Consider the following 14,086-nt stretch of genomic DNA (forward strand, 5'->3'; position numbering starts at 1 on the left):
TGTGAGTCCCCTTGTTAGTCGTTGAGCCTGAAATCGTCCCAGTCACGTGTCGGGCATTATTTGTCAATCGAGGGATTTAATCAAGTGATTGACAAGGGGGAGCGGGGCGACTATCTTGCCTGTCAGCGTTGACGGGAAAGTACGGCAGTGCGGGCGGTTTCCGGGTTGGTGCTGGTTTACCCCGAAATCTGCATCTTGCAAATTCGTAAGCATTCCGAAGTAATTAGGGTTTGCACGGAATGCGAAGCCGTGGTGGCAGAGGACGTTTTTCCCGTCGGCGCGTCGCAAAAAAGTGGATCTTTACATCCCAAAAAACCAGGAGACAAACCATGTGTACCAGGAAGCGGCTTGGCCGGGCATCGATCGTTTTTGCGGGGTTATTGGCCCTCGCATCGGGCGCGCATGCGCAGAGCAGCGTGACGCTATACGGGCTGGTGGACGGCGGGTTGCTGTTTCTCAGCAAGACCCAGAATGCTTCGGGAGGCAACGGCGGACGGTTCATCGGCTTCACCGACAGCGGCCAGGTTCCGTCGCAGTTCGGACTGACGGGCACCGAAGAACTGGGTGGGGGACTTGCCGCCGAATTCCGGCTGGAAAGCGGCATCGATATCGGCAATGGCGGTTACAACGATTCGAATGGCAACTTTTTCGGGCGCGAGGCCTATCTCGGTCTGAAAGGCGCGTTTGGTGAAGTCAAGGCCGGTCTTCAGTTCTCCCCATTTTTCAATACGCTGTTCGCGCTCGATCCCCGCGGCCTCTCCCAGTTCGGCAGCAGCCTCGGCATCTATGTCAACAATGTCGCCGCAACGGGTATTTTCAATGCCAACGCCCTGTCGTATGAAAGCCCGCTGATCGAGGGCTTTCAGGGGAGCGTGATGTTCGCGCCCGGTGGCGTGGCGGGCAATTTCCCGTCGGGGCGCCAGTATTCCGCGAGCCTTTCCTGGCAGTGGAATGGATTCACGGTGAGCGGTGCCCTGTACGACGGCAACCCCGGCGGCTCGGTCGTCACAACGACGCCGACGAATCTCGGCTTCGATGGGCGCATGATCGGCGTCTCCTGGAAATACGACAAGCTGACCGCCAAAGCGTCGTTCACGAACTACAAGATTGCCGGCAGCGGGATGAACAACAACGTCTACGGTGGCGGACTCGATTATTTCGTGATGCCTGATGTCGATCTCAATGGCGGTGTCTGGTACGTGAACAATCGCAATGACAGTACGGATCATTCCGTGCTGGGTGCGCTCGGTGCATCGTATTTCCTGTCCCATAGAACGACGCTCTACGCCCAGGTGGGCGTGGTCGACAATCACGGCGCAGAAAACCTTGGGCTGTCGGTCGGCGACGTGCCGACGTCGCTGCTGGCTCCGCCAGGCAAGACCGTCGGCGCGGAAATCGGCATGCGGCACGCGTTCTGAACCGGGTTTTTACCGGATCACGTACACGGAAGCGTGACTGAACCGGGACAGCCTTGCACCATTCCATATTGAAAGGACTGCTACGTAATGAGCGGTGCGGCGAGGTATCCGGACTTCTTTCCGTTCGCCACCGGAACGGGATTTTCCCGCAGCCGGGCGGTCCATTGCTTCGCTGCTCATCAATGAAGCACCACCAGAAAGAGATGCCATGAAGAAGATTCCAGAGGTAGGTCGACCGGCGGCAGACATGCCGTCGCGAAGAGCGGTACTCAGACGAGGCGCTGCAGCGATCGGCGCAGCCGCACTGACGCTGCGTTACCCGTCGGCGCTGGCCGCAGCGGATACGACGATACGCGTTGGCTGGGTGGCGGCGCTTTCGGGCCCGGGGTCGCAGTTCGGTGCGGCTGTGAATTTCGTCAAGGATCAGCTGGACAAGGTTTTCAGAGGGGGGCTCACGGTCGGCGGGAAGCCGTATTCCGTGGAGGTGATCGTGCGCGACAGCCAGAGTTCGATCAACGTGGCCTCGCGTGTTGCCATCGAGTTGATGACACGCGACCGGGTCGACATGATCGTCGCGACGGATGCGCTGGCGGCGATCGGCGGTGGAGAGATGGCGGTCATGAATCGCGTCCCCATGATCTCGACCCTGTTCCCCTCGGATGCGCTGGTTGCGTTGCGCGGCGGGGCAAACGCCTATGCCCGCAACAATACGGCCTGGACATTTAATTTCATGTTCGACACGGGCGATATCTGCGACACGTATCTTGGCATGTGGAAACCGTTGCGCGCGAAACTGAACGACCAGGTGGGCACCTTCTATGTCGATCAGCCCGCGGCGCGTGGCTTTGCCGATCCCCAGCATGGCTTTCCTGCTTATCTGGCCAAAGCCGGATACAAAACGGTGGAGGGTGGCCTGTTCAAGGTGGAAACGGATGACTTTTCCAGTCAGGTGGCCAAATTCCAGGCCGCCCAGGCGCAGACGGTGACCGGGTTCATGTTCCCCAATCATTTCGCGGCTTTCTGGCGCAAGGCTGCACAAAGCGGCTACAAGCCCCAGGTCGTGACCGTCGCGGGCGCGTTCCTGTTTCCGGGCGGTGTGGACGCCCTGGGGGATCGCGGCGATGGCATGTCGACCGAGATCTGGTGGACGCCGAAGCTGCCCTTTGCATCGAGTCTGACCGGACAATCGGCGCAGGCGCTTGCCAGCGCCTGGGAGCAGAGCCAGGGCGCGCAGTGGACGCCGGCGCTCGGCTACACGCATGCGGCATGGGAGGTTGCCGTACACGCGCTGCGGGCGTCGGGAGACCCCAGGGACCGGGAATCGGTACGCAGCGCCCTGGCGCATACGCGCATCGACACCGTGGTCGGGCGGGTGGACTTCGCCGGCAGCGGGCAGCCCGGCATCGCGAAGACCGTGCTCGTTGGCGGACAGTGGCGGCGCGCCAGAACGGGGAAGTACAGGTACGACCTGGCGGTGACGTACGCCCCCCCGTCGTCTTCGTTCAAGGTCGAAGACGAACTCAAACTGCTGTCCCAGCTTGCGTGAAGGAAAAGTTGCCGCTGACCGGGGCCATGGTCAGCACGTCCATCGGTCACAGACATGGGAGGAAATCTTGGGGACAGCGCTAGAGGTGCGCGGCCTTGGCAAAAAATACGGCGCGATCACGGTGGTCGATGGCGTCGATTTCAGGCTTGCCAGAGGGGAGTGCGTCGGTGTGGTCGGGCCGAACGGGGCGGGGAAAAGCACGCTGTTCAATCTCCTCGACGGCTCGGTCGTGCCGGATCGGGGCACCGTCATGCTGGGCGGGCGCGACGTCACGTCCACGATGCAATACCAGCGCGCGCGGCTCGGTCTGGGCCGCGCGTTCCAGATTCCGCGTCCGTTTGTGGGAATCTCGGTTGCGGACAATGTCCTGGCCGGTGTGATGCATGGCGCGAGGCTGCAGGGCGCCTCCGCGCGCAGGCGTGCAGCTGAAATCCTCGAGATGGTCGGTCTGGCCGACAGGCACGACCGGCTGGCCGGCTCACTGCCCCTGCTCGACCGCAAGCGGCTCGAACTGGCCAGGGCCGTCAGTGTCGGCTCGGAAGTCCTGCTGCTCGACGAGATTGCGGGCGGCCTGACTGAGCAGGAGGTTTTCGTCGTGGTGGAGATCGTCAGGGCGCTCAAGCGCGATCGCGGCGTGATCTGGATCGAGCACATCGCCCATGCGCTCATGGCGGTGGCCGACCGGATCATGGTCCTCCATTTCGGCAAAAAGATTGCCGACGGCGAGCCGGTGAGCGTCATGAATTCAGCACTGGTGCAGGAAATCTATCTTGGGAGTCCAGTAGATGGCGTTACTTGAGCTTGAGGGCGTTGACGTGTTCCACGGCGATCTTCAGGCGGTGTACGGATTATCGCTGTGCGCAGACGAGGGTGAGACCGTGGCGATCATCGGCGCCAACGGGGCGGGGAAGTCCACGCTGCTGCGCGCGATCATGGGGCTGAGTCCGGCGCGCAACGGGCGCGTCGTGTTCGGCGGCGAGGACATTACGCGTTTGCGGTGCAATGTCGTGGCCAGGCGAGGAATCGCGCTGGTGCCGGAAGGGCGGCGGCTGTTTGCGTCCCTGAGCGTAGAGGAGAACCTGCTGCTCGGTGCGGCGCATGCCCGCCCCGGTCCCTGGACACTGGAGGCCGTTTTCGATCTCTTCCCTGCAATCAGGACATTCCGTCACCGGCGCGCGGCGGAGATTTCGGGCGGCCAGCAACAGATGGTCGCGATCGGCCGGGCGCTGCTGACCAACCCCCGGCTGCTGCTCTGCGACGAGATATCGCTCGGGTTGGCACCCAGTGTGATCAACGACATCTATGCGAGCTTCGCGCGTATCCGGGAGTCGCGCGTCGCCATACTTCTGGTGGAGCAGGACATCGTCCGCGCCAGGTCCGCTTCCCGCCGCCTGTATTGCCTCCTGAAAGGGAAGGTGACGCTGGAAGGCGCAGCGGACGCAATCGACCTTCACGCCATCCGGCACGCCTACTTTGGAGACAGCGGTTCATGAGCATGCTGGCGCCTCTTTTCAATGGTCTCATGCTGGGCAGTCTTTACGGTCTTTTCGGACTGGGCCTGGCGCTTTCATTCGGCATCATGCGCGTCGTCAATATCGCGCACGGGGAATTCGTTGTCCTGTCCGCCTATCTCGGCGCGGTCCTGCTCGCGAATACGGGACTCTCCGTGGTCGAGGTGGTGCCGCTCGTCGTCCTGTGTGCGTTTGCGGCCGGCTGGTTGCTGCAGTCCGCGCTCCTTAACCGCATCGTCGGCGCGAATCCGGTGCCCGGCATGATCGTGACGATGGGACTGTCGATCATCATCCGCAGCGCGCTGGTCACGGTCTTCGGGGCCGGCATCAGGTCGATCGATCTTGGCGGCATCCAGGATCGCGGAATGACGCTCTGCTGCGGGGTTTCGGTGGGCGTGCTTCCCGTGCTTGTCTTCGGGGTGGCTATCCTGGCGTTCGTTGCGCTGCATCTGATGTTGACGAGAACCTCGATTGGCCGGGCGTTTCGTGCCGCGGCCGACGACGCCGAAATGATCGAAACGCTGGGTTTTGATCGCCGCCGCATCTACAGCGCGGCCATGGGGCTGGCAGTCGCGCTGGCCGCGCTCGCGGGTCTGCTGCTCGCGATGCAGAGTTCCTTTTCGCCGTACGCGGGCGTCGAGCGGCTGCTGCTGTCGTTCGAGGTGGTGATCATCGGCGGTCTCGGTTCGCTTCGGGGCGCTTTTCTGGGCGGGGTGACGCTCGGTATTGTCCAGGTCGTCGGGCTTTCGCTCGATTCGGACGCGGGGCCCTTGTTTCAGCATGTCGCGTTCTTCGTCGTGCTCCTCTGGCGGCAGATTCCGTTTGCGACCGTGTTGCGCTGGAGGAGTCAATGAATATCCGGAACATGCTGCCGGGAGCCGTGCTGCTCGGCCTGGTTGTCGCCCTGCTGGCGTCCGGCTCCGGGGACCCCAGGCAGATTACGGAAATCCTGCTGGTATTTGCCATGGCGCAGGGCTGGAATCTCCTGTGCGGATACACAGGACTGCTTTCCCTTGGGCATCACGCGTTCGTGGGGATTGGCGCGTATGCGCTGTTCATGGCCACGAACCTGCTCGGGATCTCCCCGTTTGCGGGGCTGGGTGCCAGCGTGGTTGCATCCGTACTGACCGCGGCTGCAATGGCGGTGTTGCTGCAGCGTTTTCGCGACGCCTATTTCTCGATTGCGATCTGGGTGCTGGCCGATTGCATGCGGCTGGTCTTCGGTCAATGGGACCTGGCCGGCGGCGCCCGGGGCCTGGTGCTCGATGCCACGCGGCTCGATCCCGCGACGCTTGCCGTATCGGTCTTGTGGGCCGCGGCAGCCCTCGCTTTCGTGACGTTTGCGGGTTTGTTCTGGATGCTGCGCTCCAGACTCGGGCTGGCCTTGTCGGCCATCCGTGACAACGAGCAGGGCGCAGCGGGCGTGGGCATCGCGACGCGGCGCTGCCGGCTGCTGGCGTTCGTGCTGTCGGCCACCGTGTGCGGGCTGGCGGGTGGCATCTATTACCTTTCCGTGCTCTACATCGATCCGGCCGGCGCGTTCGATATCGACTGGCAGATCCGCATCATTTTTATTGTCGTCGTCGGCGGGGTGGGCACGCTGGAAGGTCCGTTCGTCGGGACTGCCATCTACTTTGCGCTGCGGGCGATGTTTCAGGGACATGGAGAATGGTTTGCCATCTGCGAGGGGGGCATCGCAATGGCGGTCATGCTGCTCGCACCGGGGGGGCTGTGGGGGAGTCTGCAGCGGCGTTTCGGCTGGCGGGTGTTCCCGATCACGTGGGCGGCGCGGCGATCGTCAGGTCTCGCGCAGATGGCCGGAATCAGGCGGCATGAGTCGCCAAAATCGCGCGGCGATGCAGCGCTCTGAGCGTGACGGCCCGTACACCGGCAGGAAGCCGGATCGAATCGTTGCTTGTTATCCGTTTCCGCTGCGGGGCGCTCGATCGGCGTTGTCAACGAAGCTATTGATGCGACGTGGGCCACGCAGGAGGACGTCGCACCGTGAAGGACGCGGTGCCGCAGTATCCGTTCCAGACAGCAACCGGGGCGCGTGTCGGGCTCGGGCGCCCGCCGCGCAGTGCATCGATTTACCTTGAACAGGGATTTGTCAAATGAGCAGCCAGGCAGAGGAGCAGACGGTCGTCTTCAATATCGAGAACGGTATCGCGTGGGTGAGGTTCAACCGCCCCGAGAAGCGCAACGCGATGAGTCCGGCGTTGAATCGCCGCATGATGCAGGTGCTCGACGAGCTGGAATACCATCCGGACGCGGGTGTGCTGGTGCTAACGGGAGAAGGCACGGCATGGACGGCGGGCATGGATCTGCAGGAATACTTCCGCGATACGGAGGCGCTGGGGCTCGCCGGAACGCGCGGGGCCCAGCGGGAGAGCTACGGCTGGTGGCGCCGCCTGCGCTGGTACCAGAAGCCCACCGTCGCGATGATCAACGGCTGGTGTTTCGGCGGTGGTTACGGTCCGCTGTTTGCGTGCGATCTCACCTTCTGCGCCGAGGACGCGCACTTCGGCCTCTCGGAGATCAACTGGGGCATCCTGCCGGGCGGCGGCGCATCGAAGGTGGCGGCCGAACTGCTGTCGTTCCGCCGCGCGATGTATCACGCGATGCTCGGCGAAAACATCGACGGGCGCAAGGCGGCGGAATGGGGGCTCGTCAACGAGGCGCTGCCGGCCGACCAGTTGCGCGCGCGCGTCGTCGACGTGGCGCAGGCACTGCTGAAGAAGAATCCGGTGGCGCTGAAGGCCACCAAGGACGCGATCCGGCGCGTGCGCGAGATGACCTACGATAACGCCGAGGACTTTCTGGTGCGGGCCCAGGAGGCGGCGAACAGCTTTGATGACAATGGGCGCAGGGAAGGGCTGCGGCAGTTCCTCGACGACAAGACCTACAAGCCGGGTCTGGGCGCGTACGACCTCACGCGCGAGCGCAGCTGAGCCAGGGGAGCCTGCCGATATGAACGCGAACCAATCCGACGTGGGCGCCGCCCTGGGTATGCAGGCCGTGGGACGTCTGCTGCGGCCCGCCTCGATCGCCATCGTCGGCGCGTCGCCGACGCCGGGCGCACTCGGGGCTTCCGTGCTGGAGAACCTCGAACGGAACAACTACCGGGGCCGTATTTACCTCGTCAATCCGAAGCGTGACGAGATCGGCGGCCGGCCATGTGCGCAGTCGATCGGACAGTTGCCGGAAGGTATCGACGTCGCCGTGCTGGCGATTCCGCAGCCCGCGGTGCTCGAGGCGGTGCGTGAACTCGCGGCGCGGGGTACCGGTGCGGTGGTGATCTTTTCCGCGGGTTTCGCGGAAGCCGGGCAGCACGGCATCACCCAGCAGCGCGAGATCGCGGACATCGCGGCGGCGGCCGGTATGCTCGTCGAAGGGCCCAACTGCCTTGGCTGTATCAATTATCTCGATCGCGTGCCGCTCACGTTCATTGAAACGGCAGTGAGCGAGGCGCAGGCCCGGCACAATCGCGCACGACCGGCGATCGGCATCCTGTCGCAGAGCGGGGCGATGATGGCCGTGCTCAACACGACTCTGGCAAGCCGCGCGTTGCCGCTGTCGTACGCCGTGTCGACCGGCAACGAGGCGGCCAGTCATCTCGAAGACTATCTGGAGTTTCTGCTTGCGGATGCGCATACCCGCGTCATCGCGATGATCGCCGAGCAGTTTCGTGATCCGGCACGGTTGCTCGCAGCGGCGCGCCGCGCACGCGAAAGCGGCAAGCTGCTGGTGCTGCTGCATCCGGGCCGAAGCGCGGCCGCGCGCGAATCGGCGGCGACCCACACGGGTGCCATGGCCGGAGACCATGCCGTGATGCGCACGAAGGTCGAACGCGCGGGCATCGTGATCGCCCACACGCTGGAGGAGCTTGGCGATATCGCGGAAATCGCTTTGCGCTGTGCCCATCTGCCCGCACGCGGTGCGGCGATCATGGGTGAATCGGGCGCGTTCAAGGCGTTGTGTCTGGATCTCTGCGAGGAACTGGGCCTTGAGTTGCCGCTGCTCGACGATGCAGGCGCGCCCGCACTGCGTGCCGCGATGCCGCCGTTCGTTGCGGTATCCAATCCGCTCGATCTGACCGCGCAGGGGCTCGTCGACCCGGAGCTGTACTACCGTACGCTGGCGGCGCTGTTCGAGGACGACCGTGTCCAGGCGATCGTGATCGGTCTGATCCAGACCGACTCCGTGACGTGCGCCATCAAGATGCCTCAGATCCTGCGTGCGGTACGGGAACTGCGGCCGCACAAGATGGTGGTTTGTGCAGGGCTGGACGAAGGTGCGAGTGTGCCCGCCGGCTACATTGCCCAGATGCGCGACCTGGGCATTCCGTATTTCCCCGGCACGGAACGCGCGCTGCGCGCGGTCGCGCGTTTGTCGGAACTCGGAGCACGCGATTTCGGGCAGGCCGCTCTCGTGCTGGCTGCGCCTGAGGAGAGGCTCCCTGATGGCGTCGTGCCCGAATACCTGGCCAAGCGGTTTCTTGCTCCGTTCGGTGTGCCGTTCTCGCGTGGCGCACTCGCGACGAATCTCGACGAGGCACTGGCGATCGCGCAAGGCATCGGCTACCCGGTTGCGCTCAAGGTGCAGTCGGCTGCGCTGAGCCATAAAAGCGATGTGGGCGGCGTGATTCTTGGGACGAACGGGGAAGAAGCGCTGCGGGAAGCGTGGGCGCAACTCCACGACAATGTGCAGCGGCACGCGCCCGACGCGGTGCTCGATGGTGTGCTGATCGAGCGGATGGGCGGGCGTGGTCTCGAGATGATCGTTGGTGCGCGCCACGATCCGCAGTGGGGCCCGGTGATGCTGGTAGGCTTCGGCGGGGTTGCCGCCGAGGTCATGCGGGACGTGCGCCTGTTGCCGCACGATCTGACGAGAGATGCGGTGGTGCGCGAGATCGGCAGGCTCAAGGGCGCACCCTTGCTGTCAGGCTATCGCGGAGCGCCTGCGCTGGATGTCGAAGCGCTCGCGGAGGTCGTCATGCATCTGGGGGCGTTGCTGCAGTCGCAACCGGGTATTCGCGAGATCGACCTGAATCCGGTGGTCGTGTATCCACGCGGGCAGGGCGTGCTGGCGCTCGATGCCCTGATGGTAACGGGAACGCGTCCGGCAGTGCACTGAGCGGGTCGAGCCGGCAGGGACGCAGCGCAGTGTCTGCTCCGTCCTGCGTTAGCGCAGGAAAATCATCGACAGCAGCAGTTTTGGCTGGGACTGCTCATGGGGAGAGAGCCGGTGCGCAGCAGCGTGGTCAGCCCTGCGGGCGGCGTTGATTGCCTGTGTGTGAAGTTTCCTGCCCTGCGCAGTGAGCAGGGATTGAGAGACTCCGGGGAGCATGGCCTGCGGCCCGCGCGGACAGGCATGCGCAACGGCCCGGCAATCTTATGTCGTCCGGCATAAAAATTATTGCATACAAGAAATAGATAAATTCATCGCATTTCACGAACCTTCTCAGGAGACACATCGTGCATTCTTTTTTACCTCCACACGCGGAACATGATCGGCCTCATGATTCGGTCTACGAAATAAAAACGCTGGTCCTGCTAGGGCTCGGTTTCGGGCTGGTCGGACTGGACCGATGGATTGTCGCGCCGCTGTTTCCACACATGATGCGCGAGTTGAACCTGAACTTCCAGCAACTGGGCAGCCTCATTGGCATTCTGAGCGTCGCCTGGGGCGTGTGGGCGATCGTCATGGGGCCCGTATCCGACCGTATCGGCCGCAAACGCATCCTGGTCTCGACGATGGTCGTGTTCTCGCTTCTCTCATGCCTGTCGGGTCTTGCAGGCGGATTTGCGAGCCTGATGCTCATTCGTGCCGTGATGGGGGTTGCCGAAGGGGCGTTCATGCCGGCCAGCGTCGCGGCAACCGGCGAAGCCTCGTTGCCCGGGCGGCGCGGATTCAATCTGGGACTGCAGTTGAGCATGTTCTCGCTGCTCGGCCTGGGTTTTGCGCCGATCCTTGCGACGCAGTTGCTGCGTGTGGTTCCGTCCTGGCACTGGGTTTTCATGATTTCGGCGGTACCTGGACTGATCGTCGCGATCCTCATTGCGCGTACGCTGAAGGATCTGCCGCGCAGGGAACCGTTGACCGCAGAGGCCGGTACGGGCCGGCCGCGCTGGACGGATCTGTTCGGGAGCCGCAATGTCTGGCTTGCCGCGCTTGCAATCCTGTGCGCGATGGCGGGCATCTTCGTGGTGAGTGCGATGGTGCCGACCTATCTGGTCGAGGTGCGCCATCTCGACACACAGAAGATGGGCTTTGTCGCGTCGGCAATCGGCTTTGGCGGCTTCGTCGGTTCATTTGGCGTTTCCGGCGCCTCGGATTTTATCGGCAGGCGCAACGCCGCGGTCATCGCGTTCGCCTGCGCTGCGGTGTTGCTGTATCTGTTTGCCCATGCCGGGCCTGATCCGCTGACACTTTTCCTCCTGCTGTTCGGCGTGTCGGTGTTCGCGCTGGGTCTGCTCGGCCTGCTGACCGGGCCGATCGCGACTGAAGCGGCGCCGGTGGGACTGGTGGCGTCGTCCGTGGGCCTGGTTTCCGGAGGGGGCGAAATCTTCGGCGGAGGGCTCGCCCCCGCGATCGCCGGGTTTATCGCCCAGCACTTCGGCTTGCCGTCTACGTTGACTTTCGCGCTGGGCGGTCTCGTTGCGGGTGGCGTGGTGTCGCTGTTCCTCGTTGAGACGTCGCCGCGCCGGCGCAGAGTCCTCGAACCGACCGCGAGCGATCAGGTTTCGGGGGATGTTATTTAGTTAACCTAATGGTATCGTGCCATGTTGATTCGCGGTCATTTACCGTTGCAAGAGCGAGGCGCACGCCGAACAATGACGAGCAGAGTTCGACGCCCGGCTTGCGGCTTGCAAACTGCAGCTTCATCCGGAGAAGACGAGGATCGTTTACTGCAAGGACGATAAACGACGCGGCAGCTATCCAGTGCTGCGCTTTCATTTCCTGGGCTACTGCTTTCGAACCCGGAGTTCGATGAATCGCTCTGGGGCACTGTTCGTTAGTTTCGCTCCTGCGGTAAGCGACCGTGTCTCGTTTCCGCGTACAGCAAGTCATGCGGCAATCAACGCGGCCTCGTACTCGACAGGGGCAAGAAAGTCGATCGAGGTATGCAGGCGTTGTCGATTGGAATAGCCCTCGATCCAGTCGACGATGTCCAGGCAGGCTTGCGCGCGCGTTTTGATTGGCACCGTGGTTTCGCTTTGGAAAACGGGAAAACTTTTGTATCGCGCTTCAGGCGCTTCAGGCGCTTCAGGCGCCGAAGCGCTGGCGGACTACTTCGGCAACGGCCTTGCCGAGGCGGTGATGCTGGTCGGCCTCGTAATGCACGCCGTCGGTGGGGCTGACCTTGACGATGTCGCCGGCATCGAGGAACGCGGAACCGTGCTTCACCGCGACGCGCTCATAGAGCGGGGCGAGCAGCCTCGACCTGGCGGCGCCGCCCGTGAAGATTTCGCCCAGAAAGCCCACTTCGTCGATCGGCACGGGCGCCATCAACAGCACATGCGGCGTCGCGCCGCCGGGGCCCGCGTGGCAGGCGACGAGCGTTTCGAGCAGCACATCGACCGAGTTGGCGATGTCGGCGGGTGTGACGGAAAAGCGCGCCTTGAGGTCGTTGGTGCCGAGCATGAGGACGACCACATCGACGGGCAACTGGCTTTCGAGGCAGGGGCGCAGGTACGCGAGCCCGTTCTTGTGATGGCCTTCGATGGGGTCGTCGTGGACCGTGGTGCGTGCGGGCAAGCCTTCCTCCACCACGGTCCAGCCTGCGCCGAGGGCCGTGCGCAAGACGCTTGGCCAGCGGTCGTCAGGGCCGAAGCGCTCGAGCACGCCGGGCAGGTTCAGCGGCTTGGTGCCGTGCGTGTTGGAGTCGCCATAACAGAGCAGGGTGCGGGTCGCCATGTGTGTCCTCTTGAGCGGATGAGTTGCCGATGCGAAACCCCGACGGCGCTCGCTGCCAACGTCGGGCACTGCAATGCCACTACCGACCATGGGAGATTACTAGACGACTGGTCTAATCGCTCTGTAACATGGCGAACCATGAATGCAACGCCTGCCGTCGAAGTGCGGCAACACATCCTCGACACGGCCATGCCCATTTTGCTGGGCAAAGGCTTCTCGGCGGTCGGCCTCAACGAAATCCTTGCGGCGGCCGGCGTTCCCAAGGGCTCGTTCTATCACTATTTCGGCTCGAAGGAGGCGTTCGGCGAGGCGCTGCTCACGTCTTACTTCACGGACTACGTCGAGCGGCTGGACGACCTGCTGGTGCGGCAGCCGGGCACGGCAGCCGAGCGGCTCATGCGCTACTGGGACGACTGGCGCTCGACACAGTGCGCCGACGATCCGGCCGGCAAGTGCCTGGCCGTGAAGCTGGGCGCCGAGGTGTGCGATTTGTCCGAGCCGATGCGCGTGGTTTTGCAGCACGGCACCGGGCAGATCGTGGCGCGGCTTGCTGCGTGCATCGAGGCGGGCCGCGAGGATGGCTCGCTCGCCGGCGTGAGCGACGCACCGGGCATGGCGGCGACGCTCTACGAGTTGTGGCTGGGCGCCACGTTGCTGGAAAAGATCCGGCGCGACGGCCAGCCGCTCGAAGCGGCCATGGTCACGACGCGCCACCTGCTGGGCCTGCCGCCGACGCGGTAAGCGCGGATGAATTAGCGCGCGAGCGTAGGGCGCTGCCGCGGGACGCATGGCCCTCACGGCACACCGTCGCAGCACCGGCCAGCATGTATCGATAAACTAGACGACCGGTCTAATAGGTTGCGGATCGACCTGTGGCAGACCGGTTCCCACGACGGCGCGCAAGCGCCGGGATGCCATCGAGAAAGGAATTCCGATGAAGGTACTGATCGTTTTGACCTCGCATGAGGACCTCGGCAACACGGGCAAGAAGACGGGTTTCTGGCTCGAGGAGTTCGCGGCGCCGTATTACGCGCTGCGCGATGCCGGGGTGCAGTTGACGCTTGCCTCGCCCAAGGGCGGCCAGCCGCCGCTCGACCCGAAGAGCGATGATCCGTCCGCGCAGACCGATGCAACGCGCCGCTTCGCCGCGGATGCGGCCGCGCGTGCCGAGCTTGCCGATACGAAACGTCTCGCGGACGTGGACGCCAGCGACTTCGACGCCGTGTTCTATCCGGGCGGCCACGGGCCGCTATGGGATCTCGCCGAAGATCCTGCTTCGATCGCCCTGATCGAGAAGACGATCGCGGCCGGCAAGCCGGTTGCGACCGTATGCCATGCGCCCGGCGTGCTGCGCCACGTGAAGGGCGCGGACGGCAAGCCGATGGTGGCCGGCAAGTCGGTGACCGGCTTTTCCAATGCGGAAGAGGCGGCGGTGGGCCTCACTGAAGTCGTGCCGTTCCTCGTCGAGGACATGCTGAAGGCGAGCGGCGGCAACTATAGCAAGGCCGCCGACTGGCAGCCGCATGTGGCTGTCGATGGCCTGCTGATCACGGGGCAGAATCCGGCCTCGTCGGAGCCGGTGGCCGAGGCGCTGCTCAAGGCGCTGGGTCACGCCTGATGTCCGGGTTGACGTCCAGGTTGATTGCGTGTGCCGAAGGCCCGCGACTTGCAGCTTTCGGCGCGCGCAGCAG

13 protein-coding genes and 1 pseudogene are annotated in these 14,086 nt (G+C 63.9%); 11 read left to right on the top strand and 3 right to left on the bottom strand.

Annotation, left to right across the window (positions count from 1 at the left end):
* The first annotated feature begins 329 nt into the window (after positions 1-329).
* The 9 genes from BFE01S_RS02670 to BFE01S_RS02710 all read left to right on the top strand — a co-directional run bounded on the left by BFE01S_RS02670 (position 330) and on the right by BFE01S_RS02710 (position 11,239).
* A complete protein-coding gene (locus BFE01S_RS02670) occupies positions 330-1,418 on the top strand; it encodes a porin (protein ID WP_042336998.1) in 1,089 nt (362 codons plus the stop codon).
* Between the two features lie 208 nt (positions 1,419-1,626).
* Complete coding sequence (locus BFE01S_RS02675; RefSeq protein WP_042337001.1) at positions 1,627-2,964, top strand: ABC transporter substrate-binding protein; 1,338 nt, start codon at positions 1,627-1,629, stop codon at positions 2,962-2,964.
* A 67-nt stretch (positions 2,965-3,031) separates the two neighbouring features.
* A complete protein-coding gene (locus BFE01S_RS02680; RefSeq protein ID WP_042337003.1) occupies positions 3,032-3,763 on the top strand; it encodes an ABC transporter ATP-binding protein in 732 nt (243 codons plus the stop codon).
* Positions 3,750-4,457, top strand: coding sequence for an ABC transporter ATP-binding protein (locus BFE01S_RS02685; protein WP_028224271.1), 708 nt, complete (start codon positions 3,750-3,752; stop codon positions 4,455-4,457). The genes BFE01S_RS02680 and BFE01S_RS02685 overlap by 14 nt, the downstream gene beginning before the upstream one ends.
* Positions 4,454-5,329, top strand: a complete 876-nt coding sequence (locus tag BFE01S_RS02690; RefSeq protein ID WP_028224272.1) for a branched-chain amino acid ABC transporter permease — start codon at positions 4,454-4,456, stop codon at positions 5,327-5,329. Before BFE01S_RS02685 ends, BFE01S_RS02690 begins: the two co-directional genes overlap by 4 nt.
* Positions 5,326-6,345, top strand: a complete 1,020-nt coding sequence (locus BFE01S_RS37120) for a branched-chain amino acid ABC transporter permease (RefSeq protein ID WP_052420771.1) — start codon at positions 5,326-5,328, stop codon at positions 6,343-6,345. Before BFE01S_RS02690 ends, BFE01S_RS37120 begins: the two co-directional genes overlap by 4 nt.
* 244 nt (positions 6,346-6,589) lie before the next feature.
* Entirely contained in the window at positions 6,590-7,426 is an 837-nt protein-coding gene (locus BFE01S_RS02700; RefSeq protein ID WP_028224273.1) for a p-hydroxycinnamoyl CoA hydratase/lyase, read from the top strand.
* 19 nt (positions 7,427-7,445) lie between these two features.
* Positions 7,446-9,611, top strand: coding sequence for an acetate--CoA ligase family protein (locus BFE01S_RS02705; protein WP_028224274.1), 2,166 nt, complete (start codon positions 7,446-7,448; stop codon positions 9,609-9,611).
* A gap of 341 nt (positions 9,612-9,952) precedes the next feature.
* Positions 9,953-11,239, top strand: a complete 1,287-nt coding sequence (locus BFE01S_RS02710) for an MFS transporter (RefSeq protein WP_042337005.1) — start codon at positions 9,953-9,955, stop codon at positions 11,237-11,239.
* Here BFE01S_RS02710 and BFE01S_RS43865 read toward each other — a convergent pair.
* The 3 genes and pseudogenes from BFE01S_RS43865 to BFE01S_RS02720 form a co-directional block, all read right to left on the bottom strand.
* A complete protein-coding gene (locus tag BFE01S_RS43865; protein WP_156966878.1) occupies positions 11,232-11,435 on the bottom strand; it encodes a hypothetical protein in 204 nt (67 codons plus the stop codon). The two genes, BFE01S_RS02710 and BFE01S_RS43865, sit on opposite strands and share 8 nt — an antisense overlap.
* 110 nt (positions 11,436-11,545) lie before the next feature.
* Positions 11,546-11,674: pseudogene (locus BFE01S_RS43870) on the bottom strand (IS3 family transposase); the annotation flags it as partial.
* Positions 11,675-11,744: 70 nt separating this feature from the next.
* Positions 11,745-12,395: an SGNH/GDSL hydrolase family protein gene (locus BFE01S_RS02720; RefSeq protein WP_028224276.1), complete on the bottom strand. Its 651-nt coding sequence runs from the start codon at positions 12,393-12,395 to the stop codon at positions 11,745-11,747.
* A gap of 138 nt (positions 12,396-12,533) precedes the next feature.
* Here BFE01S_RS02720 and BFE01S_RS02725 point away from each other — a divergent pair, with 138 nt between their 5' ends.
* A complete protein-coding gene (locus BFE01S_RS02725) occupies positions 12,534-13,136 on the top strand; it encodes a TetR/AcrR family transcriptional regulator (protein ID WP_028224277.1) in 603 nt (200 codons plus the stop codon).
* 193 nt (positions 13,137-13,329) lie between these two features.
* A complete protein-coding gene (locus BFE01S_RS02730) occupies positions 13,330-14,013 on the top strand; it encodes a type 1 glutamine amidotransferase domain-containing protein (RefSeq protein ID WP_028224278.1) in 684 nt (227 codons plus the stop codon).
* The last annotated feature ends 73 nt before the right edge of the window (positions 14,014-14,086 follow it).

Source organism: Paraburkholderia ferrariae NBRC 106233, from assembly GCF_000685035.1.
Lineage (GTDB): Bacteria > Pseudomonadota > Gammaproteobacteria > Burkholderiales > Burkholderiaceae > Paraburkholderia > Paraburkholderia ferrariae.

What these genes read in the sequence shown, in the direction of transcription:
- BFE01S_RS37120 (WP_052420771.1), top strand. Translation starts at nt 5,326, where the DNA reads ATGAATATCCGGAACATGCTGCCGGGAGCCGTGCTGCTCGGCCTGGTT.
- BFE01S_RS02685 (WP_028224271.1), top strand. Translation starts at nt 3,750, where the DNA reads ATGGCGTTACTTGAGCTTGAGGGCGTTGACGTGTTCCACGGCGATCTT.
- BFE01S_RS02675 (WP_042337001.1), top strand. Translation starts at nt 1,627, where the DNA reads ATGAAGAAGATTCCAGAGGTAGGTCGACCGGCGGCAGACATGCCGTCG.
- BFE01S_RS02705 (WP_028224274.1), top strand. Translation starts at nt 7,446, where the DNA reads ATGAACGCGAACCAATCCGACGTGGGCGCCGCCCTGGGTATGCAGGCC.
- BFE01S_RS02690 (WP_028224272.1), top strand. Translation starts at nt 4,454, where the DNA reads ATGAGCATGCTGGCGCCTCTTTTCAATGGTCTCATGCTGGGCAGTCTT.
- BFE01S_RS43865 (WP_156966878.1), bottom strand. Translation starts at nt 11,435, where the DNA reads ATGAAAGCGCAGCACTGGATAGCTGCCGCGTCGTTTATCGTCCTTGCA.
- BFE01S_RS02730 (WP_028224278.1), top strand. Translation starts at nt 13,330, where the DNA reads ATGAAGGTACTGATCGTTTTGACCTCGCATGAGGACCTCGGCAACACG.
- BFE01S_RS02700 (WP_028224273.1), top strand. Translation starts at nt 6,590, where the DNA reads ATGAGCAGCCAGGCAGAGGAGCAGACGGTCGTCTTCAATATCGAGAAC.
- BFE01S_RS02720 (WP_028224276.1), bottom strand. Translation starts at nt 12,395, where the DNA reads ATGGCGACCCGCACCCTGCTCTGTTATGGCGACTCCAACACGCACGGC.
- BFE01S_RS02725 (WP_028224277.1), top strand. Translation starts at nt 12,534, where the DNA reads ATGAATGCAACGCCTGCCGTCGAAGTGCGGCAACACATCCTCGACACG.
- BFE01S_RS02670 (WP_042336998.1), top strand. Translation starts at nt 330, where the DNA reads ATGTGTACCAGGAAGCGGCTTGGCCGGGCATCGATCGTTTTTGCGGGG.